The 25,675-nt window shown below is 67.7% G+C and carries 25 protein-coding genes; 12 read left to right on the plus strand and 13 right to left on the minus strand.

From position 1 onward, the window contains the following. Positions 1–21 precede the first annotated feature (21 nt). A complete protein-coding gene (locus tag AC1U2B_RS10685; RefSeq protein WP_260942430.1) occupies positions 22–774 on the minus strand; it encodes a hypothetical protein in 753 nt (250 codons plus the stop codon). A 160-nt stretch (positions 775–934) separates the two neighbouring features. On the opposite strand from AC1U2B_RS10685, the gene AC1U2B_RS10690 reads away from it, so the two are divergent. Then, positions 935–2,221 carry a Bcr/CflA family efflux MFS transporter gene (locus AC1U2B_RS10690; RefSeq protein ID WP_480216774.1) on the plus strand — a complete coding sequence of 429 codons (1,287 nt, stop codon included), beginning with the start codon at positions 935–937 and terminating at the stop codon, positions 2,219–2,221. Positions 2,222–2,424: 203 nt separating this feature from the next. Next, positions 2,425–4,080: an MFS transporter gene (locus tag AC1U2B_RS10695; RefSeq protein ID WP_480216864.1), complete on the plus strand. Its 1,656-nt coding sequence runs from the start codon at positions 2,425–2,427 to the stop codon at positions 4,078–4,080. Position 4,081: 1 nt separating this feature from the next. Here the strand turns inward: AC1U2B_RS10695 and AC1U2B_RS10700 are convergent, their stop codons facing one another. Beyond that, positions 4,082–4,690 carry a hypothetical protein gene (locus AC1U2B_RS10700; RefSeq protein WP_480216775.1) on the minus strand — a complete coding sequence of 203 codons (609 nt, stop codon included), beginning with the start codon at positions 4,688–4,690 and terminating at the stop codon, positions 4,082–4,084. 72 nt (positions 4,691–4,762) lie between these two features. On the opposite strand from AC1U2B_RS10700, the gene AC1U2B_RS10705 reads away from it, so the two are divergent. Together AC1U2B_RS10705 and AC1U2B_RS10710 are read left to right on the plus strand one after the other, a co-directional pair. Further along, positions 4,763–5,461 (plus strand): hypothetical protein, encoded by a 699-nt coding sequence (locus AC1U2B_RS10705; protein WP_480216776.1) that lies wholly within the window; start codon positions 4,763–4,765, stop codon positions 5,459–5,461. Between the two features lie 92 nt (positions 5,462–5,553). Beyond that, complete coding sequence (locus AC1U2B_RS10710) at positions 5,554–6,168, plus strand: hypothetical protein (protein ID WP_480216777.1); 615 nt, start codon at positions 5,554–5,556, stop codon at positions 6,166–6,168. Between the two features lie 79 nt (positions 6,169–6,247). On the opposite strand, the gene AC1U2B_RS10715 is transcribed toward AC1U2B_RS10710, so the two are convergent. The 3 genes from AC1U2B_RS10715 to AC1U2B_RS10725 are packed head-to-tail and all read right to left on the minus strand — an operon-like array spanning position 6,248 to position 11,552. Continuing rightward, a complete protein-coding gene (locus tag AC1U2B_RS10715; protein WP_480216778.1) occupies positions 6,248–7,615 on the minus strand; it encodes an FAD-binding oxidoreductase in 1,368 nt (455 codons plus the stop codon). Then, positions 7,612–8,127, minus strand: coding sequence for a hypothetical protein (locus AC1U2B_RS10720; protein WP_480216779.1), 516 nt, complete (start codon positions 8,125–8,127; stop codon positions 7,612–7,614). The genes AC1U2B_RS10715 and AC1U2B_RS10720 overlap by 4 nt, the downstream gene beginning before the upstream one ends. Beyond that, positions 8,124–11,552, minus strand: a complete 3,429-nt coding sequence (locus AC1U2B_RS10725; protein ID WP_480216780.1) for a TM0106 family RecB-like putative nuclease — start codon at positions 11,550–11,552, stop codon at positions 8,124–8,126. Before AC1U2B_RS10725 ends, AC1U2B_RS10720 begins: the two co-directional genes overlap by 4 nt. An 11-nt stretch (positions 11,553–11,563) precedes the next feature. On the opposite strand from AC1U2B_RS10725, the gene AC1U2B_RS10730 reads away from it, so the two are divergent. Continuing rightward, positions 11,564–11,944, plus strand: a complete 381-nt coding sequence (locus AC1U2B_RS10730; RefSeq protein WP_480216781.1) for a DUF2200 domain-containing protein — start codon at positions 11,564–11,566, stop codon at positions 11,942–11,944. On the opposite strand, the gene AC1U2B_RS10735 is transcribed toward AC1U2B_RS10730, so the two are convergent. Beyond that, a complete protein-coding gene (locus tag AC1U2B_RS10735; RefSeq protein WP_071285564.1) occupies positions 11,941–12,480 on the minus strand; it encodes an LppP/LprE family lipoprotein in 540 nt (179 codons plus the stop codon). The two genes, AC1U2B_RS10730 and AC1U2B_RS10735, sit on opposite strands and share 4 nt — an antisense overlap. A gap of 111 nt (positions 12,481–12,591) precedes the next feature. Between AC1U2B_RS10735 and AC1U2B_RS10740 the strand changes: the two genes are divergently transcribed. Both AC1U2B_RS10740 and AC1U2B_RS10745 read left to right on the plus strand, forming a co-directional pair. Then, complete coding sequence (locus AC1U2B_RS10740) at positions 12,592–14,514, plus strand: DEAD/DEAH box helicase (RefSeq protein ID WP_480216782.1); 1,923 nt, start codon at positions 12,592–12,594, stop codon at positions 14,512–14,514. Further along, positions 14,511–15,611, plus strand: coding sequence for an acyltransferase family protein (locus tag AC1U2B_RS10745; RefSeq protein WP_480216783.1), 1,101 nt, complete (start codon positions 14,511–14,513; stop codon positions 15,609–15,611). The genes AC1U2B_RS10740 and AC1U2B_RS10745 overlap by 4 nt, the downstream gene beginning before the upstream one ends. Here the strand turns inward: AC1U2B_RS10745 and AC1U2B_RS10750 are convergent. Further along, complete coding sequence (locus AC1U2B_RS10750) at positions 15,608–16,705, minus strand: DUF5685 family protein (RefSeq protein ID WP_480216784.1); 1,098 nt, start codon at positions 16,703–16,705, stop codon at positions 15,608–15,610. The genes AC1U2B_RS10745 and AC1U2B_RS10750 overlap by 4 nt on opposite strands. A 97-nt stretch (positions 16,706–16,802) precedes the next feature. Between AC1U2B_RS10750 and AC1U2B_RS10755 the strand changes: the two genes are divergently transcribed. Then, positions 16,803–17,528: a siderophore-interacting protein gene (locus AC1U2B_RS10755; protein WP_480216785.1), complete on the plus strand. Its 726-nt coding sequence runs from the start codon at positions 16,803–16,805 to the stop codon at positions 17,526–17,528. Here the strand turns inward: AC1U2B_RS10755 and AC1U2B_RS10760 are convergent. Genes AC1U2B_RS10760 through AC1U2B_RS10770 form a run of 3 tightly spaced genes read right to left on the minus strand, consistent with a single transcriptional unit; the run spans position 17,513 to position 20,753 of the window. Beyond that, entirely contained in the window at positions 17,513–18,097 is a 585-nt protein-coding gene (locus AC1U2B_RS10760) for a TetR/AcrR family transcriptional regulator (protein WP_480216786.1), read from the minus strand. The genes AC1U2B_RS10755 and AC1U2B_RS10760 overlap by 16 nt on opposite strands. Beyond that, positions 18,097–19,344 (minus strand): cytochrome P450, encoded by a 1,248-nt coding sequence (locus AC1U2B_RS10765; protein ID WP_480216787.1) that lies wholly within the window; start codon positions 19,342–19,344, stop codon positions 18,097–18,099. Before AC1U2B_RS10765 ends, AC1U2B_RS10760 begins: the two co-directional genes overlap by 1 nt. 44 nt (positions 19,345–19,388) lie before the next feature. Beyond that, positions 19,389–20,753 (minus strand): FAD-binding oxidoreductase, encoded by a 1,365-nt coding sequence (locus AC1U2B_RS10770; protein WP_480216788.1) that lies wholly within the window; start codon positions 20,751–20,753, stop codon positions 19,389–19,391. 101 nt (positions 20,754–20,854) lie between these two features. Between AC1U2B_RS10770 and AC1U2B_RS10775 the strand changes: the two genes are divergently transcribed. Then, positions 20,855–21,202, plus strand: a complete 348-nt coding sequence (locus tag AC1U2B_RS10775) for a hypothetical protein (RefSeq protein ID WP_480216789.1) — start codon at positions 20,855–20,857, stop codon at positions 21,200–21,202. Here the strand turns inward: AC1U2B_RS10775 and AC1U2B_RS10780 are convergent. Next, positions 21,189–21,827: a TetR/AcrR family transcriptional regulator gene (locus AC1U2B_RS10780; RefSeq protein ID WP_480216790.1), complete on the minus strand. Its 639-nt coding sequence runs from the start codon at positions 21,825–21,827 to the stop codon at positions 21,189–21,191. The genes AC1U2B_RS10775 and AC1U2B_RS10780 overlap by 14 nt on opposite strands. Before the next feature lie 80 nt (positions 21,828–21,907). On the opposite strand from AC1U2B_RS10780, the gene AC1U2B_RS10785 reads away from it, so the two are divergent. From AC1U2B_RS10785 to AC1U2B_RS10795, 3 genes are read left to right on the plus strand one after another with little or no spacing between them, the layout of a single operon-like run. Next, positions 21,908–22,855: an oxygenase MpaB family protein gene (locus AC1U2B_RS10785; RefSeq protein ID WP_480216791.1), complete on the plus strand. Its 948-nt coding sequence runs from the start codon at positions 21,908–21,910 to the stop codon at positions 22,853–22,855. Between the two features lie 28 nt (positions 22,856–22,883). Further along, positions 22,884–23,714: a uracil-DNA glycosylase gene (locus AC1U2B_RS10790; RefSeq protein WP_480216792.1), complete on the plus strand. Its 831-nt coding sequence runs from the start codon at positions 22,884–22,886 to the stop codon at positions 23,712–23,714. 3 nt (positions 23,715–23,717) lie between these two features. Beyond that, positions 23,718–24,770 (plus strand): LLM class flavin-dependent oxidoreductase, encoded by a 1,053-nt coding sequence (locus AC1U2B_RS10795; RefSeq protein ID WP_480216793.1) that lies wholly within the window; start codon positions 23,718–23,720, stop codon positions 24,768–24,770. Here AC1U2B_RS10795 and AC1U2B_RS10800 read toward each other — a convergent pair. Together AC1U2B_RS10800 and AC1U2B_RS10805 are read right to left on the minus strand one after the other, a co-directional pair. Next, on the minus strand, positions 24,767–25,213 hold the full coding sequence (locus AC1U2B_RS10800) for a nitroreductase family deazaflavin-dependent oxidoreductase (RefSeq protein ID WP_480216794.1): 447 nt from the start codon (positions 25,211–25,213) through the stop codon (positions 24,767–24,769). The genes AC1U2B_RS10795 and AC1U2B_RS10800 overlap by 4 nt on opposite strands. Beyond that, positions 25,210–25,656, minus strand: coding sequence for an HIT family protein (locus AC1U2B_RS10805; RefSeq protein WP_480216795.1), 447 nt, complete (start codon positions 25,654–25,656; stop codon positions 25,210–25,212). The genes AC1U2B_RS10800 and AC1U2B_RS10805 overlap by 4 nt, the downstream gene beginning before the upstream one ends. Positions 25,657–25,675: the final 19 nt, after the last annotated feature.

Genomic DNA, 25,675 nt, shown 5'->3' on the forward strand with positions numbered 1-25,675 from the left:
CTCAGCGCCACGGAGAGTTTGCTAATCCCGCGCCTCGGGCAGCACGTGCAGTGTCTGCCGCCACCGCGCCGGCGGCGGACCGAACGCCGCGCGGGCGTTCTCGATGATCTTCTTGCTCATCAACCGGTTGCCGACGCCACCGATGACCGCGCCGATGCCAACCGGCAACAGCTTGCCGAAGGCGATGGCGCCACGCTTGAGCGCGTACTTCTTCACGAAGAACTTCAGCAGCCGTGAGTTCAGTTGCGAGACAGCCGGCAGCGGCACGGTCGCCGCGCCGTCGGCCAGCCAGGCGCCACTGGTGCGGCCGGTGCCGAGCAGATCCCCGATGGCGTGCTTGCCCTCATCGCCGACCAGCACCGCGAGCACCAGAGCGCGCCGGCGTTCCCGCTGTTCGACCGGGATGCCGTGCACCTCGGCGACCGCCAGGGCGAACACCGCGGTCGCTTCGAGGAACACCACGGTCTCGCCCGCGACCGCCGACATCGCGACGATGGTGCCGATGCCGGGGAAGGCGGCGGCCGACCCGACTGCGGCGCCGCTGGCCATGGTCGCGGCGAGGTAGTGGGTCTCGAGCTTGGCGATGATCTCGGCCGGGGTGGCGCCGGGTTTGTGTTCACGCAACCTGTTCACGTAGGCCGCCACGGCCGGCGCCTGCACCCGGGCTCCGCCTTCGAGGATGTGTGACAGTGCCTTGGCGGCGGCGCCAGGATTCTCGTCGCGGGCGTCATGCTTCACAGGCAACTGCCCCTTCATGCTGGAGCGAGCACTCATCGGCCGGCCTCTCCATCTCCGTACTCAGGATTTCAGGCTATCGCGTGGTCAACGATCGGCGCGTCATCTGAGTGCCCGGCACCGGCTGAGCCGGTAAATGCATCTGGACCTGCCTGGTTTGCCGGGAAGAAAAAACCGGTATGCATTGCTAACCATATTCATGGCAGCATCGCCCCTTGTGGATCTGACAGCGGTGGGTGACGCCGCCGGTAGTGGCGCGCACCTCGAGGCACCGGAGGTACGTCCGGCGCCGAGTCGCACCCGAATGATCGTGGTGCTGGGCCTGCTGGTCGCGCTGGGCCCGCTGACCATCGACATGTACCTGCCCGCGCTGCCGCGCATCGCCTCTGAGCTGGGGCTGTCGTCGTCGGTGGCGCAGCTGACGCTGACGGGGACGCTCGGCGGGCTGGCCCTGGGGCAGCTGATCGTCGGCCCGCTGTCGGACGCGCTGGGCCGCCGTCGGCCCCTGGTCGCCGGCATCCTGCTGCACATGGCGGCCTCGGTGCTGTGCCTGTTCGCGCCGAACATCGAGGTGCTGGGCGTGGCCCGCACGCTGCAGGGCGTGGGCGCCGCCGCAGCCTCCGTCGTGGCCATCGCTGTCGTCAGTGACCTGTTCGAAGAGTCGGTCGCCGCCGTCGTGATGTCCCGGTTGATCCTGGTCCTGGGCGTGGCGCCGGTGTTGGCGCCGTCGTTGGGCGCGGCAGTGCTGCTGCGCGGTTCGTGGCATTGGGTGTTCGCCGCACTCGCGGTGCTCGGTGGTGCGATCCTCGCGGTGGCGGTGCTGGCCCTGCCCGAGACCCTCGCGGCCAAAGACCGGCGCCCGTTACAACTGCGGGCAATTCTGCGCACCTACGTCGAGGTGCTGAGCGATATCCGGTTCGTCGTGCTGGTCATCGTCGGCGCACTCGGGATGTCGGGCCTGTTCGCGTACATCGCGGGTGCTGCGTTCGTGCTGCAGGGGCGTTACGGCCTGGACCAGCAGGCCTTCGCCCTGGTGTTCGCCGCCGGCGCGATCGCGCTGATCGGCGCCACCCAGTTCAACGTCGTGCTGCTGCGCCGGTTCGAGCCGCAGAAGATCGCTCTGGTCGCGCTGGTCGCCGCATCGGTGTTCGGCCTCGGGTTCGTCGCGCTGGCGTTATTGCACGTGGGCGGTCTGGCCGCTTTCCTGATTCCGGTCTGGGCCATGCTGGCCGCGATGGGCCTGGTGATTCCCAACACACCTGCCGTCGCACTGGCCCGTCACCCTGATGCCGCCGGCACCGCGGCGGCCGCACTGGGTGCTGCCCAGTTCGGTCTCGGCGCGGCGGTGGCGCCCCTCGTCGGCGCACTGGGCAACGGTGAGTTGGCTCTCGCGGCGGTGATGACGACGGGCGTGGTGGTCGCGCTGTTGGCGCTGCTGTCCGTCGGGGACATGGGCGAGTCGGGACACGAACGCCACCGGGCTTAGTCCCTCGGGCCCATCGGGGGCCTTGGCGCCATGGCCGAGCTGCTGACTTGTTCGGATCCGCGACTGTCCGTAGCGTCGAAGCCGAGGCCGGCACGTCCGCCGGCCACCGGACTTGATACCCACTGCATGCAAACGTTGATTTTCGCCGGAGTTTGTCGGTGAGTGCTGCGCAGGTCAGTCGACCCTGGAATGCCCTCTGGGCCATGATGTTCGGCTTCTTCATGATCCTGGTGGACTCCACGATCGTCTCCGTCGCCAACGTCGTCATCATGCAGAAGCTCGGCACCGACTACGACGGTGTCATCTGGGTGACCAGCGCCTACCTGCTGGCCTATGCGGTGCCGCTGCTGGTCGCCGGCCGGCTCGGTGACCGCTTCGGGCCGCGGAACCTGTATCTGGCCGGGCTCGCCGTCTTCACGCTGGCGTCGCTGTGGTGCGGCCTGTCCGGCAGCATCGGGATGCTCGTCGCCGCGCGCGTGGTGCAGGGTCTGGGTGCGGCGTTGTTGACTCCGCAGACGCTGTCCACGATCACCCGCATCTTTCCGCCCGATCACCGCGGTGCGGCCATGAGCGTGTGGGGCGCCACCGCCGGGGTGGCGACGCTGGTCGGCCCGCTGGCCGGTGGCGTGCTGGTGGACCACCTCGGCTGGCAGTGGATCTTCTTCGTGAACGTGCCGATCGGCATCGTCGGCCTGGCTCTGGCCTGGGTGCTGGTCCCGCAGCTGCCCACCGAGCGGCACCGGTTCGACGTGCTCGGCGTGGTGCTGTCGGGCGTCGGCATGTTCGGCATCGTGTTCGGCCTGCAGGAGGGGCAGACACATGACTGGGCCTGGTGGATCTGGCTGGTGATCCTCGGCGGCCTGGGCTTCATGGCGGCCTTCGTCTACTGGCAATCGGTCAATCCGGACGAGCCGCTGATTCCGTTGACGGTGTTCCGCGACAACGACTTCTGCCTGTCCAACGTGGCGGTGGCCACCATCGGGTTCTGCGTCACCGCGATGATCCTGCCGGTGATGTTCCACGCCCAGGCCGTACTGGGTCTGAGCGCGACGCGGTCGGCCCTGCTCACGGCGCCCATGGCTGTGGTGTCCGGGATGCTGGCGCCGCTGGTGGGCAAGTTGATCGACCGTTATCCGCCGCAGCCGATCGTCGGGTCCGGGTTCTCGGCGCTGGCGATCGGGCTGACCTGGTTGTCGTTCGGGCTGACCCCGACGACGCCGATCTGGCAGCTGGTGCTGCCGTTCATCGCGATGGGCATCGGCATGGCGTTCATCTGGTCGCCGCTGGCGGCGACCGCCACCCGCAACCTGCCGCCGCGGCTGGCCGGCGCCGGGTCCGGCGTCTACAACGCGACACGGCAGGTCGGTTCGGTGCTGGGCAGCGCGGGTATGGCCGCCTACATGACGTCCCGGATCAGCGCCGAGATGCCGACCGGCGGCCGGCCGGCCGCCGACGAGGGTGCTCAGGTGACCCTGCCGCCGTTCCTGCATGAGCCGTTCGCGACCGCGATGTCGCAGTCGCTGCTGCTGCCGGCGTTCGTCGCATTGTTCGGTGTCGTGGCCGCGATGTTCCTGCGCGGTCAGGTGACCCCGGCTGCGGCGCCGGCTCGGTATGTGGAACCGGCCGAGCCCAACTACTTTCCCGATGACGACGACTACGTCGAGTACACCGTCGACCGCGCTGCGTTCGATGCCGTGTACGACTCCGAACCGCGGGACTCCTGGTACGCCGAACCCGAAGAGCAGCTCACCTCACCGATTCCGGTGCACGTCGATCCGGTGCCGTCACGACCGGGCCGGCACTACCGCGAAGACGACGATGCCACCGATCCGGGTGTGTACGGCCTGCACTCGATGTAGCTCAGTAGACGCGGCTGCCCTGCGCCGACAGCACGAAACCGTGGGCCTTCTTGTCCTGGCCCCAGGCTTCGCCAGGATTCTGGATCTCGCAGGTGAGTGATCCGTCACCCGCCGTCGCGCACACTTCGTCGTTCTCGTCGACGGACCCCTTGGCGCCGGGTACGACGATCTTCTGGCCGGGGGCCAACTCCCGGTAACTGGCGGGGTCGACGGGCACGCCGCCGTCCTGGGTTTCCTTCTGCTTGACATCAGCCTGGCCATAAGTCGCCACGCTGCCGGCTGCGACCTCCACCTGGGTCACGCCCGTGGGCACGCCCGGCAGCTTGCCCCAGCACGTGATGCTGGAGTAGTACTGCCACGAGTTCGGTCCGTCGTACAGCTCGCAGTGCACATCCCCGGCGGTCTTGAACCGGTACGACGACCAGCCGTAGTGCTTGGGTCCGGCGTAGTCGCAGAGGTTCACCGGGGCGTAGCCGTCGAACCCGGTGATCACCGCGGGCGCGCGGTTCGGATCGGTGGTGCCGCAGGCCGGTGCCGCGTGGCTGTCGGGCGCCGAGTTGATCGCAAGCAGTGGCAACGTGAGGGCAACGACCGGGGCGAATCTGCGCACAGTATTTGACGCTACCGCGGCCAAAGATGTGGGATCAGCGGACCGTGGTTCCGGCCGCGCGAAAGGAACTACATGACGCTTGCATTCATCGGTGGGTGGGGAAATCGGGACGATTCCTTGGAGACGTGCACGCGCCGGCTGCTGGACTCTCTGGAATACATGCCGCCCGAGCCCGATACCTATGGCCCATGGGGTGTATGGGTGCCTCTCGGTGATGGGATTGGGTACAAGTTCGCGAGCATCGACGCCAGCGATCCCGCAGTGCTTGAGCGGGAGATTGTGACGGCAACCGAGCGAATCTACGACGGCCCGAAAGCCACGCCCGGCCACAATGTCCTGCTGATCCGCGAGCCTCGTGGTGAGCGGTTGCCGACGAGCCCGAGCAGATTTGAATACGCGGTGCGGGCGGGGTTTGTCGGAAGGAAGAGGCCCTTCAACCATGTGTTGTTGGAGGCCGACGCCGCGACCGACGAATCTTTGGTGACCCGGATCATGAGCGCGCTGGTGATTGCCTGGGAGCCTGACCGGCTCGGTGTCGCCACCGATGAAGTGCAAACTGCGCAGGGGCAAACGCCGCCCCAAGCTCTCGTGGGATTGCTGACGTACGTCAAGGCCGGCACCGACTTTGACACTAATGCCGTGGACGACCAGGTGGTGGTCTCCGAGGCTGATGGCGGCCTCTACATCAACATCCCGGGAACACCCGAGAACCCGAGCATGGACCATATTCGGCAAGTGCGCACGGCGCTCGGTTATCCGAACTCGTCGTAGGACTTGTGGCCTTGAGATTCATCGGTGGATGGGGAAATCGCAGTGACGACCTACGGTCCTGCGCAGAGCGTCTGCAGCGCTCGCTAGAGCTAATGCCCGACGAATCGGGCGTCTATCGGGCATGGGGTGTGTGGCAATCCCCGAGCTTCGAATCCCAGTACAACGACCTCGTGTCAATCGATATGGATGACGTAGAAGCAGTCAAGAGTGCCATATCGGCGACCACCGAACGCGTCAACGCGGGCCCGCCGGCAATACCCGGACAACACATCCAGTTCGCTCGAGAACGTATTGGCGAGCTCGATTCGACAGACCGACGCTATTTCGACTACTCAGTCCGTGCGGGCTTCGTCGACGCTCCGGAACCGTTCAATCACTTGCTGTTTCAGCTGGCGGACGGTACCGATGAAGCAGTAGTCACTCGTTATCTGAGCGCACTTGTGGCCGCTTGGGAACCGGACCACATTGCTCTTGCAAGCCGCAAAACGCAACGCGCACAGGGACATATGCCGCCCCAAGCGATTGTCGGCTCGCTGACGTATGTGCGATCCGGCACGCCACTGGATGTCGCCGCACTTGGCGATCGGATCTCCACCACTAGCGCTGACGGTGGAATCTACATCTGTGTTCCGGGGTGCAACGCGGACAACCCGAGTATTGACCATGTCCGCCAGGTCCGCGCTGCGCTCGGTTATCCCAACTCCTAGGGCCTTGGTCGCTGCGAAAGCACGGCATCGTCACCACGTTGATGACGGCGTCACTCGATTAGGCAATATGCCGGGATCGTCAAACTTCCCGTGTCTGATTCAGCAACACCGCAGGATTCAGGTAGCCCGTCGGGTCGAATGCCGCCTTCACGGTGCGCATGGCGGCGATATCGGCGTCGGTGCGTGACATTCCCAGGTAGTCGCGCTTGCGGGTGCCGACGCCGTGTTCGGAGCTGACGTTGCCGCCGCAGTCGGCGATCAGCGTCATCATCGCGGTGTAGAGGGCTTGTTCGGTCTCGTCGGAGACGTTGCAGCGCACCAGGTTCAGATGCAGGTTGCCCTCGCCGATGTGGCCGAACAGCACGGGGATGGCCTCGGGTGCGTGCTCGGCGGTGACCGCGGCTGCCGCGTCGGCGAACCGGGCCACAGATGAAAGTGGCAGCGACACATCGAATTTCAGCGGCGGGCCATACCACCCCAGCACTTCGCCGATGGATTCGCGGACCTGCCACAGCCGCTGCGCCGCGTTGCCGTCGACGCCCACCGCCGGTTCGCCAGTCAGCTCGGCGTCGCCCAGCGCTGAGGCGAGCATGTCGGATTGATCTGTGTTGCCGGCCATTTCGATCAGCAGCTGCCAGGCGCCATCGACGGCCGCGTGCACGCCGAGGTGCTCGGCGGTCAGGGCGCTGGCGCGGGCGTCGATCAGCTCGAGCGCCGCAATGCCGTCGGCGTCCCGGAGCCGGCGCCCGGTGCCGATCAGAGCGTCGAGGTCGTCGAACCCGGCCACCGCGGTCACCCGGTGTGGCGGTTTCGGGTGCAGTCGCAGGTCCAGGCCGGTGATGACCCCGAGCGTGCCCTCGGCGCCGACGAACAACGAGGTCAGGTCGTAGCCGGTGTTGTCGCTGCGCACCTGGCTGTGCCGGCGCACCAGCGAGCCGTCGGGCAACGCGACCTCGAGGCCCAGAATCTGTTCGCGCATATTGCCGTATCGCACGGTGCGCAGGCCGCCGGCGTTCGTCGACGCCATGCCGCCGACGGTGGCCGAATCGCGGGACGCGAGGTCGACACCGAACACCAGGCCGGCGGCCGCGGCAGCGTGCTGCACCGCGGCGCAGGTAGCTCCGGCCCCGACCCGGATCCGGCGTTCCTCGGCATCGACCGCGCCGACCGCCGACAACCGTTCGGTGGACAGCAGGATGTCATCGTGTTCGGGGACGGTGCCGGCCACCAGTGACGTCCGTCCGCCCTGCACCGTGACGCAGGTGCCCGCGTCCCGGCACGCCCGCAGCACTGCCGCGACTTCGGTATCGCTGCCCGGACGGACCAGTGCCTGCGCGCGGCCGTGGTACCGGCCGGTGTGGTCGACGACGCGTCCGGCGAGCACGTCGGCGTCGGTGGTGACGTATCCCGCGCCGACGATCGCGGTGAGTCGCTCGAAAAGGGTCATGGCCGTGGTGCCGGTTGCCTGCGGGCGATCTGGCCGGCGGCATACCCGACAGCCGGCGGCCGCGCGAGCGGCGCCGGGATGCCGATGCGGCCCGTCTTGGTCTGCAGCGTCACCAGCTCAGCGGTGGGACGGATCGCGATGACCGAGCCCCAGTCGACCGTCACGGTGCCGGCCGGGGTGGCCAACATGAACCCGTAGTCATTGAATCCGGAGGCCCACTGAGCGCCGGGAAACATGGTGCGGCCCAACGCTCGATAGCTGCGGAACCACGTCAGCGCCACAATCACGCCGACGAAGAAGGGCAGCGAGACGATCACGCTTCCGATGGCCGCCCCGATGGATGGCGCGCGAGTGGCCAGGAACCCGCTGACGACCACGATGATCAACCACAGCTGCCACTGGGTCAGGGCCCGCCGCGTGGAGAGCCACGTGAAGTGCCGGCGATCTGACGGACCGGCCGTCCAGATGTGATTGACGGGTGGCACCTGCGGACCCGGCGGCGGCATCGTCATGCGGTCACCGACAGGAACGCGCCCAGTTCGATCATCCCGTCCGGGGTCGACGGCAGATAGTCGGTCAGATACGTCGAGCGCACCACGTAGGCGGCGTACTTCGCGCGGCTGATCGCCACGTTGAGGCGGTTGCGATTCAGCAGAAAACCCATGCCGCGGGGTACCTCGGCGATGGACGACGCCGTCATCGAGACGAACACCACGGGGGCCTGCCGCCCCTGGAACTTGTCGACGGTGCCCACCTGGACATCGCCGTACCCGGCCGCGTCCATCCGCTCGCGCAACAGCACCACCTGCGCGTTGTACGGCGCCACGATCAGAATATCTTCGGGCTCAAGGTTTTTCGTGCCGTCCTCGTCGGACCACTGCCGGCCGACCAGGCCGCCGATCGCCGCGATGATCGCCTCGGCCTCCTCGGGGCTGTCGGTCGCATTGCCCTCGTGGTCGACGGTCATCAGGTGCACGCCGGGTTCGATCCCGGCCAATTGCCGTGCACCGCTGACACTTTCGGCAGCCAGCAGCCGGTTGTCGTACGACAGTGCCGACACCGGCGCGCACACGGCCGGGTGCATCCGGTAGGACACGTCCAGGAAGTAGCCGCGTTCGGCGGGCAGGGTGTGCCGTCCCTCGACCAGCCAGCTCAGGGCCGATTCGTCGACCGGCTCCGGGTGGGTGCCCTGGCTGACCTGCGGCAGCTGCTGCGGATCGCCGAGCAGCAGCAGATTGCTCGCCGCGGGTGCGACGGCGATGGTGTTGGCCAGACTGAACTGGCCGGCCTCCTCGATGACGAGCAGATCCAGGCAACCCCGCGGGACACGCCCGTCGTTGGCGAAATCCCAAGCGGTGCCGCCGATCACGCAACCGTTGCTGTCCTCGATGAAGCGCGCGTACTGGTTGTCCGGGACGTCGCTGAACGGCGCATCCTCGGGCGCACGCTTCTTGCCGACCACCCGGCCGTCCACGCCCGCCTTGACCACGCTGGCGAGCACGTTCTCGACGACAGCGTGCGACTGCGCCACCACTCCGATGCGCCAGTGGTCGCGGTTGACCAGGTCGGCCATGACCTTCGAGGCGGTGAAGGTCTTTCCGGTTCCCGGTGGGCCGTGCACCGCGAGGTACGACGAGTCCAAATCCCGCAGGGCGGCAACGATGTCCCGCGCCGTATCACCGGTGCGGGGGAGTGGTCCCTTGGACAGGGTGCGCGGGGTGGACCTCAACAGGATGTCCAGCGCCGCACTGGGCGGCAACGACGGCAGTCCGGTAGCCACCGCACCGGCTGTCGTCTCGATCGACGTCCGCAGCGGTTTGGTGTTCGGCGGCGGACCGGGCGTCAGCGCGAAGGGCAGTTGGCCGAACTCGTCGCCGTCCTTGCCGGTGCGGTGCATGATCAGCACCTCGGTGCCGTCTTCGTTGCAGTCCAGCACCTTCGCGGTCCCGGCGGCGCGGACGTCCGGATCGTCGGAAAGCCCGGTCGGAGAGGGTGGTTCGTAGAGCGCGAACACCTCAGCGTCTGGCCGGATCGTGCCGGCGGCGATCTCGCCGCGCAGCAGCACCTGGCGCTGGGGCTTGCGGGCCTTGGGTGGGGTGTTCCAGTCGACGGCGATGTGCGGGGTTGTCGTGGCCACGAAAACGTCTGTGCTGTCGGCCCATTCGTCGACCGGGTTGTTGATCCGGTCGAAATGCTCCCACCAGAAGGGCTTCTCCTCGCGCTGGTGGTACCCGCGGGCGGCCGCGATCATGGCCACGGCCTGCTGCTTGTCCGAGCGTGCCGTGGTGCCGTCACCCGCGTACTTCGCCAGGGCGCGTTGCGTCGCGTCGTCGGTCGGCACCGCCGTCTCGGGTTGCGCGAGCCCGCCGCTGACCGGCCCGCGGGGCGCGATGCCCTCGGCCCACGCCACCCCGAGCAGCCACTCGCGCAACCGCAGTGTGGAGCGGCAGTCGTAGTGGTTGTAGTCCTCGATCTGCTTGAGGACCGTCGCGGCTTCCTCGTGTTCCCCGGCCGCCTCGAGTTCGGTGTAGCGCGCGTACTGCGTGATGGAGTCGGTGGCCTTGGTGACCTCGCCGACGCGCAACTCGCCGCCCATGTACAGCGGTTCCAGGTACTTGATGCTGTAGCTCTCGGTGCCGACCCGAATGCTCTTGCGTACCAACGGCAAAAGGTCCACCAGTATGCCGCTGCGCAGCAGCTCGTCCACCTCGGCCTCGCCGACGCCGTAGCGCCCCGACAGCCGCAGCAGCGTGCTCTTCTCGTAGGCGGCGTAGTGGTAGATGTGCATGTTCGGGTACCGCTTGCGTTGCTTGCGCACGAACGCCAGGAAGTCGACGAGTGCCTGCCGTTCACTGGCCCGGTCATGCGCCCACAGCGGGTGGAAATCCCCGGTCGCGGTCAAGGTGCCCCAGAGGTACTCCAGGCCCCAGTCCCGGCCGTTCTCGGTCCACAGCGGGTCGCCTTCGTAGTCGAAGAACAGGTCGCCGCGGTCGGGTTCGGGCAGCCCGGTGAGCGGCTGTGCGTCGATCACCTCGAACTGGGGCTTGTTGTCGACCGGGGGAGCGACCTGCAGCCGCGCCTGCCCGACGAGATTCGCCACGATGCGGGACGAGAGTCCCGGCACCGCGCTGCTGTGTTCGGCCAGCTCGTGCACGGTGGTGATCCCGGCATCGAGCAGTCGGGCCCGCTGGCTCACCCGCATCCCGGCCACCAGCAGCAGGTCATCCCGCTCGCGGACTTCGACTTCGCAGTCCTCGCATTGATGGCAGGCCCGCAGCTCCGGGGACTCCCACGACACCGGCGCCCCGCCGGCCCGGTGCTCGTCGAGCAGCCGCTGCAGTGCGGCCCGTCGCGGCAGGTAGACCGGAAGCAGTTCGGCCACTGGGTAACTGGCGATGGTGCCGTCACCGAGCACCAGGTCGACCTCCGGCGCCACCGGCACTCCGGCCTGCTCCAGCGCGTCGGCGTAGGCCGCCAGCTGCAGGAGTGCCTCGACTTTCACCGAGCGCGCCAGCTTCGTGTCCCGCAGGCGATAGCGGCCGTCGTCCAGGATCAGGAAGTCGGCGAAACCCAGGAAGCGGCCGTCGAACATCGCGGCCTGGTAGATCACCGGCTCCCGGCGGTCGACCGCCGCCCGGGTGGCCTCGGCCGCGGCGACCAGTCCGGCCACCGTGTACGGCCGCGGCCGGCCGATCGTCGTGACGTTGTCCCGGGATGCGGCCAGCTGTTCCAGGTGCCGCTGCTCGTGGGCGTCACCGAGTTCGGCGGTGCGGGCCAGCAGATCGTCGTCCACGACGGCTTTCGGTCCCCGGCCCAGCAGCCCGTCGAACCGGCGCAGCAGCGCGTACTCGCAGCGCGCCGCGGCGGCGAGGTCGGACGCGCTGTAAATCACAGCGGCGTCCTCACCATCGGAGTGCTTGCCGGGACTGAGGAACACGTCGCCACCATATGGCAGCCCGCCGACAGACCGGGGCTACCTTGGCTGGAGTGAGCAGGATTTTCACCACCAGCGTCGCGTCGGTCTATCCCCACTACGTCAACAAGGTGGAGAAGAAGGGGCGCACGACTGCTGAGTTGGATCAGGTCATCTGCTGGCTGACGGGTTTCGATCAGGCCGCGTTGGCTGCGCATCTCAAATCCGAGACGACCTTCGAGGACTTCTTCGCCGCGGCGACGCTGAACCCGAACGCGGCACTGATCACCGGGCTGGTGTGCGGCGTCCGCGTCGAGAACGTCGAGGACCCGCTGATGCAGAAGATCCGCTACCTCGACAAGCTGGTCGACGAGCTGGCCAAGGGCAAGGCCATGGACAAGGTGCTGCGCGCCTAGTGCGTGTTGCCGATCAGCTCGACGCCATTGCCGTTCCAGTGGAACCGCACGACGCTCTTGAGTCCGGTGGCCGGGTTGGTGTAGCTCAGCGCGACGGTATCGCCGGTGGTCGCGGCCAGGTCGATGCCGTTGAAGCCGTACGTGTCGGGCACCCCGGTCGGGATGAGCTGGCCCAGGTGGAACATCACGGCGCGGGTATTCGGCTGCTCGCCGTTGGTGTTCGCCTTCACAATCACCACCGACAGTGGCGCGCACTGGTTGTAATTGCCGGCCAGCGGTTCGGGGCTCCAGCCCTGCTTGCTGCGGGGATCGGCGGGCAGTGTGGACACCGCCTTGGCGATATCGGGGGCCGTGAGACTGACGGCGCAGGGGTCGGCCGGAGCCGCGCTGGTCTTCGGACCTGCGACGACGGTCGGCGCGGCGGTTTTCTTGGCGGCGGCCGGCGCGGTCGGATCGGGCGTCTTGGAGGCGGTGGAGTCGCCCGACCCGCAAGCGGACAGGCCTGCCGCCGCGAGTGCGGCCACCGCGATCGTCATCAGTTTCGGTTCGGCGCAGCGCACCCGGCCACCCTATAAGGCGGACCAGGGGGAGTCTGGTCAGCCATGCGGGGCGTACCTGGCCCGATGACCCTCTAGACTTCTCGCATAATGACGACGTCTTCGCCCGAGACCGACCCGGATTCGGGCGGCAGCAACACCACTTCTGAAACCTCCGTTGAGTCCAGCGCCGAGGTCACTGCTGAAACCTCCGCTGAGTCCAGCGACGAGGTCACCTTCGCCGACCTGAACATCCGCCCGGAGGTGCTGCGCGCGCTGACCGACGTCGGATACGAGTCACCGTCGCCCATCCAGGCCGCGACCATCCCCGCGATGCTGAGCGGATCCGACGTCGTCGGTCTCGCCCAGACCGGCACCGGCAAGACCGCCGCATTCGCGGTTCCGGTGCTGTCCAAGATCGACCCCACCAGCCGTAACACCCAGTGTCTGGTGCTGGCGCCGACCCGCGAGCTCGCCTTGCAGGTGGCCGAGGCATTCGGCAAGTACGGCGCGCACCTGAACGTCAACGTGCTGGCGATCTACGGCGGGTCGTCCTACACGCCGCAGCTGGCCGGGCTCAAGCGTGGCGCCCAGGTCGTGGTGGGCACCCCGGGCCGGGTCATCGATCACCTGTCGAAGGGCAGCCTGAACCTCTCGCACCTGGACTACCTGGTGCTCGACGAGGCCGACGAGATGCTGCAGATGGGCTTCGCCGAGGACGTCGAGCGCATCCTGGCGGACACCCCCGAATACAAGCAGGTCGCGCTGTTCTCGGCGACCATGCCGCCGGCCATCAAGAAGATCACCTCGAAGTACCTGCACGACCCGGTCGAGGTGACCATCAAGGCCAAGGCGCAGACCGCCGAGAACATCACCCAGCGCTACATCCAGGTGGCCGGCGCGCGCAAGATGGACGCCATCACCCGGCTGCTCGAGGTCGAGCCGTTCGAGGCGATGATCGTCTTCGTCCGGACCAAGCAGGCCACCGAGGAAGTCGCCGAAAAGCTCAGGGCCCGTGGGTTTTCCGCGGCCGCGATCAACGGCGACATCGCCCAGGCGGTCCGCGAGCGCACGATCAACGGGCTCAAGGACGGCTCGATCGACATCCTGATCGCGACCGACGTGGCGGCCCGTGGTCTGGACGTCGAACGCATCTCCCACGTGCTGAACTACGACATCCCGCACGACCCCGAGTCCTACGTGCACCGCATCGGGCGCACCGGCCGGGCGGGTCGCTCGGGTACCGCGCTGCTGTTCGTCACCCCGCGCGAACGGCACCTGCTCAACTCGATCGAGCGCGTCACGCGCAAGAAGCTCATCGAGTCCCAGCTGCCGTCGGTCGATGATGTCAACGCGCAGCGCGTGGCCAAGTTCGGCGATTCGATCACCGGCTCGCTCAACGCCCCGGGCATCGAGCTGTTCCGCCGGCTGATCGAGGACTACGAACGCGACAACAATGTGCCGCTGGCGGACATCGCGGCGGCGCTGGCGGTGCAGACCCAGGGCGGCGAAGAGTTCCTGATGAAGGAGCCGCCGCCGGAGAAGCGGCGCGAGCGTCCGGATCGTGACGACCGCGGTGACCGTGGCGACCGCGAGCGCAAGCCCCGGTCGACGCGTGAGGACCTGGCGACCTACCGCATCGCTGTGGGCAAGCGGCACAAGGTGATTCCGGGTGCCATCGTCGGCGCCATCGCCAACGAAGGCGGGCTGAACCGCAGCGACTTCGGGCACATCAGCATCCGCGTGGACCACTCGCTGGTCGAGCTGCCCGCCAAGCTGAGCAAGGACACGCTCAAAAAGCTTGAGAGCACCCGTATTTCGGGCCAGTTGATCCACCTGGAGCTGGACAAGGGTGGGCATTCCGGCGGCTATCAGGATCGTGGCGGACGCCCGGACCGGGGCTCGTACTCCGACCGCGGTGGCCGTCAGGACCGTGGGCCACGCCCGGATCGCGGGTCTCGACCCGGCCGTGACGACGATCGTCGTGGTGGCCACAGCGAAGGTCGAGGCGAGGGCAAGCGCAAGTACAAGTGACCCGGGTTGATTCACTCACCGGGGTCCGTGCGGTCGCCGCACTGCTCGTTGTACTGACTCACGCAGCGTTCACGACAGGCAAGTACACCCAGACCTACGTCGGGCTGATGTATGCGCGCGCCGAGATCGGTGTGCCGATCTTCTTCGTGCTGTCGGGTTTCCTGTTGTTCAGCCCGTGGGTCAAGGCGCTGGCTCGGGCCGATGCCGAAAAGCCTTACGAGGCACCGTCGGTGCAGCGTTACGCCTGGCACCGGGTACGACGGATCATGCCCGCCTACGTGGTGACGGTGCTGGCGGCCTACGCGCTGTATCACTTCCGAACGGCCGGCCCGAACCCCGGCCACAGCTGGCTGGGGCTGTTCCGGAACCTGACGCTGACCCAGATCTACACCGACAACTACCTGTACTCCTGGCTGCATCAGGGCCTCACCCAGATGTGGAGCCTGGCGGTGGAAGTTGCCTTCTACGTTGCCCTTCCGGCGCTGGCCTACCTGCTGATGGTGGTGCTGTGCCGGCGGCGGTGGCGGCCGGCTCTGCTGCTCGGCGCGCTGGCAGTGCTGGCCGGGCTGAGCCTGGCGTGGCTGACGTTGGTGCACACCACGCATTTCCTGCCCGACGGTGCCCGGCTGTGGTTGCCCACCTATCTGATCTGGTTCGTCGGCGGCATGCTGCTCTCGGTGCTGGCCGCGATGGGCGTGCGGGCCTACGGATTCCTGTGCATCCCGCTGGCATTGGTCTGCTACCTCATCGCGTCGACGCCCCTCGCCGGCGCCCCGACCACCTCACCCGCCACGCTGGGGGAGAGCCTGTGGAAGTCGGTGCTCTACGCGGGGATCGCCACCCTGGTCGTCGCGCCGCTGGGTTTGGGGGACCGGGGCTGGTACGCGCGGCTGCTGGGGAGCCGGCCGATGGTCTTCCTCGGCGAGATCTCCTACGAGATCTTCCTGGTGCATCTGGTCATCATGGAACTGGTCATGGTCGAGGTGATGCACCAGCACATCTGGACGGGTTCGACCTTCGCGTTGTTCACCCTGACGATGCTGTTCACCATTCCGGTGTCGTGGCTACTGCACCGGTTCACCCGGGTCCGGAACTAGCAGTCGCAGCAGCCGTCACAGTCGCAACAGCAGCCGTCGCATTCACAGCAGCCATCGCAATCGCAACAGCAGCCGTCGCAATCGCAGGCGCAGCAGCCGTCGAACCAGCCGGCCTTGCGCTCGGCCTTCTGCTCGGGATCTTCTTCGCCGGGTACCTCGCCGGCGCCGCCGTCCAACGGCAATTCGCCGAATGACGCGAGCGGCGGGATCGCGTCGGGCGGCACATCCGTGGCCTTGAACCCCGCGCCGCTGAAGGTCCGGGTCACGGCCCGTCGCAACTCACGGGTCAGCAGCCGGTGCACCAACCGCCCGTCGGTGAATTCCACGTCGGCCAGGGCGAGTTCGATGCCGAGCACCGCGTCGTCGCACGCCGCGCGGACGTCGCCGATCGGAGTTGCGGTGGCGGCCACCGGATTCCACTTCCCGTGCACCCGATCGTCGTGCAGATCCTCGATCGCGTCGAGCAGGTGCGCGACCCGCCCGAACAACTGGCCGACCTCCCGCAGCGGCGCCACGTTCCCCGGCCGCCCGGCCAGCACCGCGGTGTGCGCGAATGCCGCGGCGACCGAGGTTTCGGTGGGTTCGGTGACTGCGAGCAACGAACTCCCCGGCGTTGCAGCGGCTTCCAGCGCCGCCTGCCGACCGATCGCGTCCATCAGCACGGCGGTGTCGAAGCCCAGGGCTGTGCCGACGCCCGTACCTTGACGCTCCCATCGGTCGGCGATCCGTCGGGCAGCGGGCCGTACGCCTGCCGCGGCGAACACGCCGTCGCCGTCGTCAACGTGATCGCGCACCCGGGCGGCGGCGAGCACCAGGGAGACCACGGCCGCGAGTCGCACCGATTCGCCGATGGCGACGTCGGCCTTGCGCATGCCCCGCAGTGGGCACCGGCCGGCTTCGCGCCGCCCGGGTGCCGCGGTGGACTGCGCTTCCACCAACGCCGACACCACCAGCCCGTCGTAGTTGGTGGCGACGCGGCCGCCCTGCCCGTAGTCATCGCGAAGCGCGAGGCACAGCCCGCACAATTGCGCGGTCCAGACGGCGGCGAGTTCCTTGCCGAGTCGATGCCGGCAGGGCCGGAGGATGCCGAACACGGCTTGAAGATAGCTCCGGCCAGCGCAAATCGCAGGCAATCAACCGAGGAGCTCAATTAGGTTATGCTGCCCTAATAGTCCAATCGGAGGGTGCAACATGACCGAGTCGAAGCCGTCGCGTGGAATCCAGGGCGCGCTGGTCAAACTGTGGCGGGGTGGCGACTACGAGCTGACGGTCACCGGCCGCACCCAGATCACCCCGAACTACCTGCGGCTGCATTTCACCACCGGGAACCTGCTGGCCGAGCGGCCGGTGCACCCGACCATGTGGGTCCGCGGCTGGTTCCCCGACGGGGACAAGGCGCACCAGCGCGGCTACACGCTGGTCAACCCTGATCCAGCCGCGGGGACCACCGACATCGACTTCGCGCTCCATGACGGCCTGGCCACCCGCTGGGCCCAGGACGCCAAGCCCGGCGACACTCTCGAGGTGACGTTGCTCGGCAGCAGCTTCGAGCTGCCCGAGCCCGCGCCGGCCGGATACGTCCTCGTCGGTGACGCCGCATCGCTGCCGGCGATCAATACGCTGCTGCAGGCCATCGGCGCGGCGCCCATCCAGGTGTACCTCGAGGCCGGTCACGACGATGACCGCGACCTTCAGGTGGGCACCGGCGCTCTCGGCTTGACCGTCACCTGGGTCGACCGCAAGAACAACGGCGAGGCGCTGGTCGAGACCGTGCGGGCCTCGGCGTTCGACGCGTCCGATCACTTCGGCTGGGTGGCATGCGACAACCGGACCACCCGTTCGGTGGTCAAGGTGCTGCGTGAGGACTACCAGATTCCGAAGAAGGCAATCAAGGCCCGGGCCTACTGGGAAGCCTGATCCTTCGGAACCAACTGGGCCACAACGAATTCGTCGAGCATCTGGCGTTCGTCGTCTTCGTCGGCGCCGGGGAACATCAACAGCGACACCAGTATCCGGACCAGCCAATTGGCTCGGCGGTGCGCGTCCTCGGTCTCCAGCTCTGGCCACGACGCGGACAGGAACGCCGCCACCAGCCCGGTGATGACGTCGGACTGGGCGGCGACCTCACCACCGATGGGTCGCTGGGTGGCCACGAACCACGATGACAGGGCGGGACTTTCCCGCACACTGCGCAGCGCGATCGCGACGCCGTCGAGCAGTCGGGTGCGCGGGTCACTGATATCCGCGATCTGCTCGCCGACGTGAGCGAACACCCGAAACGCCTCGCGGTGCACGTAGGCCAGGTGCAGCACGTCACGGTTCTCGTAGTACCGGTACAACGTGGCGCGGGAACAGCCTGCCGCCCTGGCGATTTCGAGCATCCCGACGGTCGCGGCGTCCTGCTCGGCGAACAGGCGGTCGGCCGCGTCCAGGATGGCCTCGGCCGCGACCTCGGTGCGTCGGCCGGCCAGCCAGTCGTTTGCCATCAGCCGATCGTAAACGGCACCGATAGGGGACGTCGCACATAGCTGCCGCCGGCCCACTCGATGTTGGCCTCATCGACGGTGAATTCCGGTATCCGCGAGAGCAGTTCGGTCAGGGCGACGCGGGACTGCATCCGCGCGGCCGCCGCGCCCAGGCAGTGATGCGCACCGTGGCTGAAGGTCAGGATGTTGCGCGGCGCGCGCGCCACGTCCAAATCACCTGCGTTGGGGCCGTATTGGCGTTCGTCGCGGTTGCCCGAACCGTAGAGCAGCAAGGTCTTGCGCCCGGCGGGGATGGTGGTGTCGCCGATGGTCACGTCGCGCGTGGTGGTGCGGGCCAGGCCCTGGACCGGCGAGGTGAGCCGCAGCAGTTCGTCGACGGATTCCGTGATCAGGTCGGGGTTTTCGGCCAGCAGCCGGCGCTGGTCGGGGTGCCGGTGCAGCAGCTGCACCGAGCCGCCCAGCATTCCGGTGGTGGTGTCGTTGCCGCCCGTGACCATGGTGAACGTGAACGCGAGGATCGACAGCACGCCGCTGATGTCACCGTCGGCGCCGATGCCCGCGGCGACCAGGTGCGAAACCGTGTCGTCTTCGGGCTCCTTGCGGCGGCGCTCGATCAACGAGGTGAAGTACCCCATCATGTCGCCGAGCGCGCTGCCCAGCGTCTCGAGCGCGCTGCCCAGTCCGCCCTCGGCGGTGTTGGCCGCGACGATGGCCTCGGTCCAGCCGTCGAACTGGTCGCGGTCGGCCTCGGGAACGCCGAGGTAGTGCGCGACGACCATCGACGGCAACGGCTTGAACAGCTCGGCCACGATGTCACCACCGCCGGCGGCCTTCAGCTTCTCCAGCCGCTGCACGACGAACTCGCGGACCTTGGGCTCGACGGCTTCGACCTGGCGTGGCGTGAAGCCGCGCGACACCAGCTTGCGGAATTCGGTGTGCACGGGCGGATCGGTCATCACCATCGGCGGGTTGTCCTGCAGGCCGATGAGTTCCAGCTCGCCGTAGTTGACGGTCAGGCCCTCCGCCGAGGAGAACGTCTGGTGATCGCGGGCGGCGGTCCAGATGTCGGCGTGCCGGGACAGCACGTAGTAGTCGGCCGCGGGGTTGTCGGCGGGCACGACGTGGTGCACCGGATCGTGGTCGCGCAGTGACCGGTACATCGAAAAGGGATCGACCCACCCGGCCGAATCGGCAAGCTGGAACGCCACGGGGGAGCCGGAAGTCTCGTGAGACAAAATCGCCGTCATGTCTTATGTGTACGGCGACTGCCCCGGATGTGTCAATGCCCGAATCAGATGCCCGCGCCCGGATTCAGGATGTTGTCGGGGTCCAGGGCCGTCTTGATCCGGCGGTTCAGTTCCATGACCTCGGGCCCGAGTTGGCCGGCCAGCCAGGGCCGCTTGAGCCGGCCGACGCCGTGCTCGCCGGTGATGGTGCCGCCCAGCGCCACGGCCAGGTCCATGATCTCGCCGAAGGCGATGTTGGCCCGCCGGGTGTTCTCGGCGTCGTTCGGGTCGTGGACGATCAGCGGGTGGGTGTTGCCGTCCCCGGCATGTGCGATCACCGAGATCAGCAGGTCGTGCCTGCGGGCGATCTCACCGACGCCGTCGACCAGGTCGGCCAGTGCGGGCAGCGGCACACCGACGTCTTCCAGGAGCAACGGGCCTTTGGCTTCCACGGCCGGGATGGCGAACCGTCGGGCGGCCACGAAGGCCTCGCCCTCGTCGGGGTCATCGGTCGAAAATACTTCTGTCGCACCGGCTTCGGTGAACACGCGGGCCATGAACTCGGTGTCCTCGACGCCCGCGGCACCGCGGTCATCAGAGGCCGCCACCATCATGGCCTTGGCCTTTCGGTCCAGGCCCATCTTGAGCTTGTCCTCGACGGCGTTGATCGCGACGTCGTCCATGAACTCCAGCATCGACGGGCGAATCCGGCCGGTGATGGTCACGACGGCATCGGCTGCCGCGCGCACCGAGTCGAAGCTCGCGACCACGGTGCACCCGCGGTGCTGCGGCGGCAGTAGCCGCAGCGTCGCCTCGGTGACGACACCGAGCGTGCCCTCGCTGCCCACGAACAGCTTGGTGAGACTCAGTCCCGCAACGTCTTTCAGTCGCGGCCCGCCCAGCCGTACCGCGGTGCCGTCGGCCAGGACCACCTGCAGGCCGAGGATGTAGTCGGTGGTGACGCCGTACTTCACGCAGCACAGGCCGCCGGCGTTGGTGGCGACATTGCCGCCGATGCTGCAGATTTCGAACGACGACGGATCGGGCGGGTACCAGAGTCCGTGGGCCGCAACGGCTTTCTTCACCTCGGCATTGAGTAGGCCGGGCTGTACCACGGCGGTGCGGGTTGCCGTGTCGACGACGATGTCGCGCATCCGTTCGGTGGTCAGCACGATGCCGCCGTCGACGGCGGTCGCCCCGCCGGACAGGCTGGTGCCGGCGCCGCGCGGCACTACCGGAATCTTGTGCGCGGTAGCCCACCGCAGGATCGTCTGCACCTCTTCGGTGGTGCGTGGCCGCACCACCGCGATGGGGGTGCCGGCGTCCGGATCGAGCGCGCGGTCCTGTCTGTAGGACGCGACGATATCCGGATCGGTGACGACGGCGTCGGTGGGCAGGTCGGCGATGAGGCTCGGCAGCGCGGTGTGCACGGGGCAAGTCTAGGAGCCGCGTGCCGACCAGCTAAGACTCGCGTCATATGCCGTGTGCATTAATCCTGTGTAACGTCCGTGTTACCGGTATTCTCAGCAATGTGTACAGCAAGGCCATGTTGGCCGAGATGGGCGCGCTGCGCGACAGTCGTCGCGGGGCGCACGTGTCTGCGACCGCGATCGAGCTCCACGTGCGCGTCGTGAGTCGCACTGTGCGCACGCGCCGCCCGGCTTTCGTGGCCGATGCGGTCCTCGATGCCATCGCGCCCGGTTCGGTGACAACCGTTGCGGCACTGGAGCTTTGGACGGCCAGCCTCTGGCAGCGGGTACCTGGCGGCTATCTGATCGACGACCGCGAACTGATCGCCCATCTGTCCGCCGGTCCGGTTCGGCGCTGGGCGCGCCGGGTGTGGCTGAATCTCAACAGCGAGTCGGTCATCCCGTTCTGACGGCACCGGCAGTCGCGCGGACTGCGCGCAGCGAAGCGAACAACAGGTCGTTCAGCATGTCGATGAGGTGCTCTCGGTCGACCGTGATCGCCCCGACGAGGACCGCGGTGAGCGTCTCGCCGACCCCGCCGATGACGAACTGCGCGGCCAGGCGCAGGTCGAGTGGCTGCACGCCGGCGGCGGAACCGCTCAGTTCGGCGACGATGCCGGCGAACCGCTGAGCCTCGGCGAGCCGGCGCGAGCCGAGGGCAGGCGAGGCGGCGGACTCGATCAAGATGACGCGGCCCTTGCGCTCATCCGCCAGCACGAGTTCGGCCAGCGCCCCGAGCGCCGCCCGCGAGCGGGCCCGCGGGCCGCCTTCGGTATCGGCGATCGCGGCAAGTCCACGCTCTTCCAGTTCCGCCACGATCTCGTCGAACACCGCGATGTGCAGGTCCTCGATCGTCGGAAACGATTCGGCGAAGTAGCGCGCCGCGAGCCCGGACCGTTCTGCGACGCCACGCAGCGTCGTCGCGGGGATGCCCTTGGTGCCCATCAGGTCCAGGCCCGCCGCGACGAAACGGCGTCGCCGCTCGGCGATGCGGTCGGCGCCGCTCAGGCCGCCGTACTGCCTTGACCCACTCACGAAACCAATCTTGACACACGCGTGGACAGATGGTTGCCTGATCTCATCTATCAACGCTTGATGACAGATTGGATTCGCGCATGACGAGCACGGCAGCACCTGTCGAGGCCGCAGTCGAACCATGGCATCCCGGTCAGCCGCATGCGGAGCTGGCTGCCGACGTCCGCTGGTGGTTGGGCTCGCCGCTCAGCCTTGGGCTGTTCGGGCGCCTGGCGCTCGACCAGGTGGCGTACCGCCCGATCGCGGCGGCGGTCGATTGGTCAGGAAGGTTCCAGGAGAACTTCACCGACCGCGGCATTCGGTCATTGGCCTACGGCATGTTGATGTTGTTCGGCGACGAGGCCGACCGGCGGTGGGACACCGAGGAACTCAAGCGGCTCCATGCCGGGGTGCGGGGCACCGGCAACGGCGAATTCGCAGACACCCGGTTCAGCGCACTCGACCCTGAACTGTGGAACTGGATCGCCGTCAGCTCTCTGAATCTGTTCTACCGGGGCTATGTCGCCGTCCGCGGTGAGGACCTCGATGCCGAGCAGCGTGAGGTCGTCTATCAGACCGTGCGGTGGATGACGAGCTATCTGGAATTGCCCAGTGCCCGGGCCAAGTTGCCCGAGACCCTGGCCGACATGGAGGCGTACTACGACAGTGTTGCCGACAAGCACTTGGCGGACAACGCATTTCTGCAGTACGCCGACGACAGCTTCGACACTCTCCCGGTGCCCGCCTTGCTCCCGAAGCACCTGCGGGTGCTCGTCTTGCCGCTGTGGAATGCGGTGACGCCGATCGCGTTGCGCGTGCCGAAGGTGTTGGGGCAGCGCCACGCCCACCCGAAGATGCGGGAACTGCTCGACATCCGATCGACACGCTGGAACCGGCTGGAATATGCCCTCTATCTCAGGGCCTCGCGCCTGGCCTGGCGGTATCTGCCGCGAGCGGTCGTCCTGGATCCGTTGGCGTACAACCGCTACCGCTACGAACGGCTGCGGTCGGCGTACCACAGCGTCCAATTGGACAGCTTCGCCGCCTAGCGGCGCAGACGGGGCGCAGAATCTGGGGGTGCTGCCGCATCCCCGAACCGGAGTGTTGTTCCCGTCCCCGGTGCCGCCCGGCTCGGGTTGGCCCGGGGACCCCGCCGACGCCGATACTGCCGTCGCCCGCACCGCGGCGCAGGTCCGGTCCAGGGCCCGTCGCTGCTCCGACGAGGCCGACCTCGATGCCCAGGTATCGGTGTGCCGCGGCTGCCGCCGCCTGGTCACCTGGCGTGAGGACGTCGCCACCCGGCTGGTCGCCAAGCGCAAGGCCTATGCGGCCGAGCCGTACTGGGGCCGGCCGGTGCCGGGTCTCGGCCCGGCCCGGCCGCGCATCTGGGTGCTGGGCTTGGCGCCCGCCGCCCATGGTGCCAACCGCACCGGCCGGGTGTTCACGGGCGACCGGTCGGGCGACTTTCTCTTCGCGGCCCTGCACCGTGTCGGCCTGGCCAGCGGCGCCGAGAGCATCGATGCAGCAGATGGACTGACCCTCAACGACATTCGCGTGGTCGCCGCCGTCCGATGTGCCCCGCCGGACAACGCACCGACGCCGGCGGAACGTGACACGTGCGAGCCGTGGCTGAGTGCGGAATGGCGGCTGACGGGCCAGGACGTCCGGGTCGTCGTCGCACTCGGCGGCTTCGCCTGGAAGGCCGCGCTGGACCTGACCGGAGCCCGGCGGCCGTATCCGAAGTTCGGCCACGGCGCGCTTGCCACACTTCCCGACGGGCGGCAGCTCCTCGGCTGCTACCACCCGAGCCAGCAGAACACGTTCACCGGCAGGCTCACCCCGGCCATGCTCGATGACGTGTTCACCGTGGCCAAGGGAATCGCAACAGGAGAGAAAGGGTTGGATTAGAGCGTGCAGTTGTCTGTCCTTGATCTCGTCCCGGTCCGTAGCGACCAGTCCACCGCCGATGCCTTCGCCGCCACCGTGCACCTCGCCAAGGCTGCCGACGAACTGGGCTACACCCGCTACTGGGTGGCCGAGCACCACAACATGCCCGCGGTCGCCGCCACCAGCCCACCTGTCTTGTTGAGCTACCTGGCCGCAAAGACCCACCACATCCGCCTCGGCTCCGGCGGCGTGATGCTGCCCAACCACGCCCCGCTGGCGGTCGCCGAACAGTTCGCGCTGCTGGAGGCGGCCGCGCCGGGCCGGATCGACCTGGGTATCGGGCGGGCGCCGGGAACCGACCCCGTCACCTCGATCGCGCTGCGTGGCCCGGCCGGGCGTACCGACGAGGACATCCACCGCTTTCCCGAGTACCTCGACGACGTCGTCGCGCTGATGAGCCCCGGTGGGGTCAAGGTGTCGCTCGAGGGGCGAAACCTGTTGGACAAGAACTACATCCTGAAGGCCACCCCGGCCGCAGTGAGCCCGCCGAAACTGTGGCTGCTCGGCTCGTCGATGTATTCGGCACACCTGGCCGCAGCCAAAGGGCTGCCGTACGTCTTCGCCCACCACTTCTCCGGGCAGGGCACCGAAGAGGCACTGGCCACCTATCGTGAGGAGTTCCGGCCCAGTGAATTCGCTGACGCTCCAACAACATTCATGACCGTCAACGCCTGCGTGGCGGACACGCGTGACGAGGCCGAACAGCTGATCCGCCCCAACCTGCAGATGATGGCGTGGCTGCGTACCGGCGAGCCCCTGCGTGCGCTCGATCTGGTCGAGGACTCCGAGCACAACCAGCTCACACCACAACAGCAGGCCATCGTCGCCGCCGGAATGGAACGGGCCATCGTCGGCTCACCAGGCGAGGCCGCCCAGCAAATCCGGGATCTGGCATCGCATTTCGACGTCGACGAGGTGATGGTCAGCCCCGTCGCCGCCGCACGCCGGGGCTGCGATCCAGCCACCGCCCCGGCCCGCGAGACGACGCTACGGCTCCTCGCCGAGCAGCTGCTCTAACGCGGCGTCAGCGCCACGACCGGGATCGGCCGGGTGGTGCGCTTCTGATAGCCCGCGTACCGGTTGGCGTTGTTCTTGTTCACGACCTGCCAGAGCCGCGCGTAGTCCGGGTCGTCCTTGCCGACGACGCGGGCCGTGACCGGCAATCGCTTCGGCCCGACGTTGATTTCGATGTCCGGCTTGGCTTTCAGGTTGAAGTACCAGCCGGGCGCTGTCGGCTCGCCGCCCTTGGATGCGACCACCAGGTAGGCGTCGCCGTCCTTCGCGTAGGTCAGTGACGTGGTGCGCGCCAGCCCGGTCTTGGCGCCGACGGTGTGCAGCAGCAGGCTGGGCGGGACACCGGGGAACTGGTGGCCGATCCGGCCTTCCGTCTTCTGGTAGATCCGGTCATGCATCTTCAGCAACGGGAGGCCGAGATATTTCTCCCACAGGGGCATACTCATGGCTTCAAGTCTGCCTGCGGATCGGAGAGCCTCGCCACCGCCTCCAGTAGGATCTTTCCACTGGCTTCCCGGTCTGGGTCGCGGCGCAGCAGCATGCCCTTGGCGAACGCCAGTTTGTCGCCGGCCTTGCGCGGAACGACGTGCAGATGGATGTGAAACACCGTCTGAAATGCTGCTTTGCCGTCATTGATCGCAATGTTGTTGCCGTCGGCGTGCAGGCCGGACTCGCGCGACGCCTGGGCGATGCGCTGACCGAGTTTGGCCATGCCCGCCACTACCTCCGGCGGTGTGTCGACCAGGTTCTCGTAGTGCTGTTTGGGCACCACCAGGGTGTGGCCGCGGGAGAACGGCCGGATATCGAGGAACGCCACGTAGTCGGCGTCCTCGTAGACCCGGATCGCAGGCGCCTTCCCGGCGATGATGTCGCAGAACACACAGGCCATCGGTTCACCGTAGGCCAGC

This window comes from Mycolicibacterium sp. P4_G11, assembly GCF_056555145.1.

What these genes read in the sequence shown, in the direction of transcription:
- AC1U2B_RS10800 (WP_480216794.1), bottom strand. Translation starts at nt 25,213, where the DNA reads ATGAGTATGCCCCTGTGGGAGAAATATCTCGGCCTCCCGTTGCTGAAG.
- AC1U2B_RS10765 (WP_480216787.1), bottom strand. Translation starts at nt 19,344, where the DNA reads ATGACGGCGATTTTGTCTCACGAGACTTCCGGCTCCCCCGTGGCGTTC.
- AC1U2B_RS10690 (WP_480216774.1), top strand. Translation starts at nt 935, where the DNA reads ATGGCAGCATCGCCCCTTGTGGATCTGACAGCGGTGGGTGACGCCGCC.
- AC1U2B_RS10805 (WP_480216795.1), bottom strand. Translation starts at nt 25,656, where the DNA reads ATGGCCTGTGTGTTCTGCGACATCATCGCCGGGAAGGCGCCTGCGATC.
- AC1U2B_RS10720 (WP_480216779.1), bottom strand. Translation starts at nt 8,127, where the DNA reads ATGACGATGCCGCCGCCGGGTCCGCAGGTGCCACCCGTCAATCACATC.
- AC1U2B_RS10730 (WP_480216781.1), top strand. Translation starts at nt 11,564, where the DNA reads ATGGCAGCCCGCCGACAGACCGGGGCTACCTTGGCTGGAGTGAGCAGG.
- AC1U2B_RS10755 (WP_480216785.1), top strand. Translation starts at nt 16,803, where the DNA reads ATGACCGAGTCGAAGCCGTCGCGTGGAATCCAGGGCGCGCTGGTCAAA.
- AC1U2B_RS10740 (WP_480216782.1), top strand. Translation starts at nt 12,592, where the DNA reads ATGACGACGTCTTCGCCCGAGACCGACCCGGATTCGGGCGGCAGCAAC.
- AC1U2B_RS10735 (WP_071285564.1), bottom strand. Translation starts at nt 12,480, where the DNA reads ATGACGATCGCGGTGGCCGCACTCGCGGCGGCAGGCCTGTCCGCTTGC.
- AC1U2B_RS10695 (WP_480216864.1), top strand. Translation starts at nt 2,425, where the DNA reads ATGATGTTCGGCTTCTTCATGATCCTGGTGGACTCCACGATCGTCTCC.
- AC1U2B_RS10715 (WP_480216778.1), bottom strand. Translation starts at nt 7,615, where the DNA reads ATGACCCTTTTCGAGCGACTCACCGCGATCGTCGGCGCGGGATACGTC.
- AC1U2B_RS10685 (WP_260942430.1), bottom strand. Translation starts at nt 774, where the DNA reads ATGAGTGCTCGCTCCAGCATGAAGGGGCAGTTGCCTGTGAAGCATGAC.
- AC1U2B_RS10705 (WP_480216776.1), top strand. Translation starts at nt 4,763, where the DNA reads ATGACGCTTGCATTCATCGGTGGGTGGGGAAATCGGGACGATTCCTTG.
- AC1U2B_RS10785 (WP_480216791.1), top strand. Translation starts at nt 21,908, where the DNA reads ATGACGAGCACGGCAGCACCTGTCGAGGCCGCAGTCGAACCATGGCAT.
- AC1U2B_RS10760 (WP_480216786.1), bottom strand. Translation starts at nt 18,097, where the DNA reads ATGGCAAACGACTGGCTGGCCGGCCGACGCACCGAGGTCGCGGCCGAG.
- AC1U2B_RS10710 (WP_480216777.1), top strand. Translation starts at nt 5,554, where the DNA reads ATGCCCGACGAATCGGGCGTCTATCGGGCATGGGGTGTGTGGCAATCC.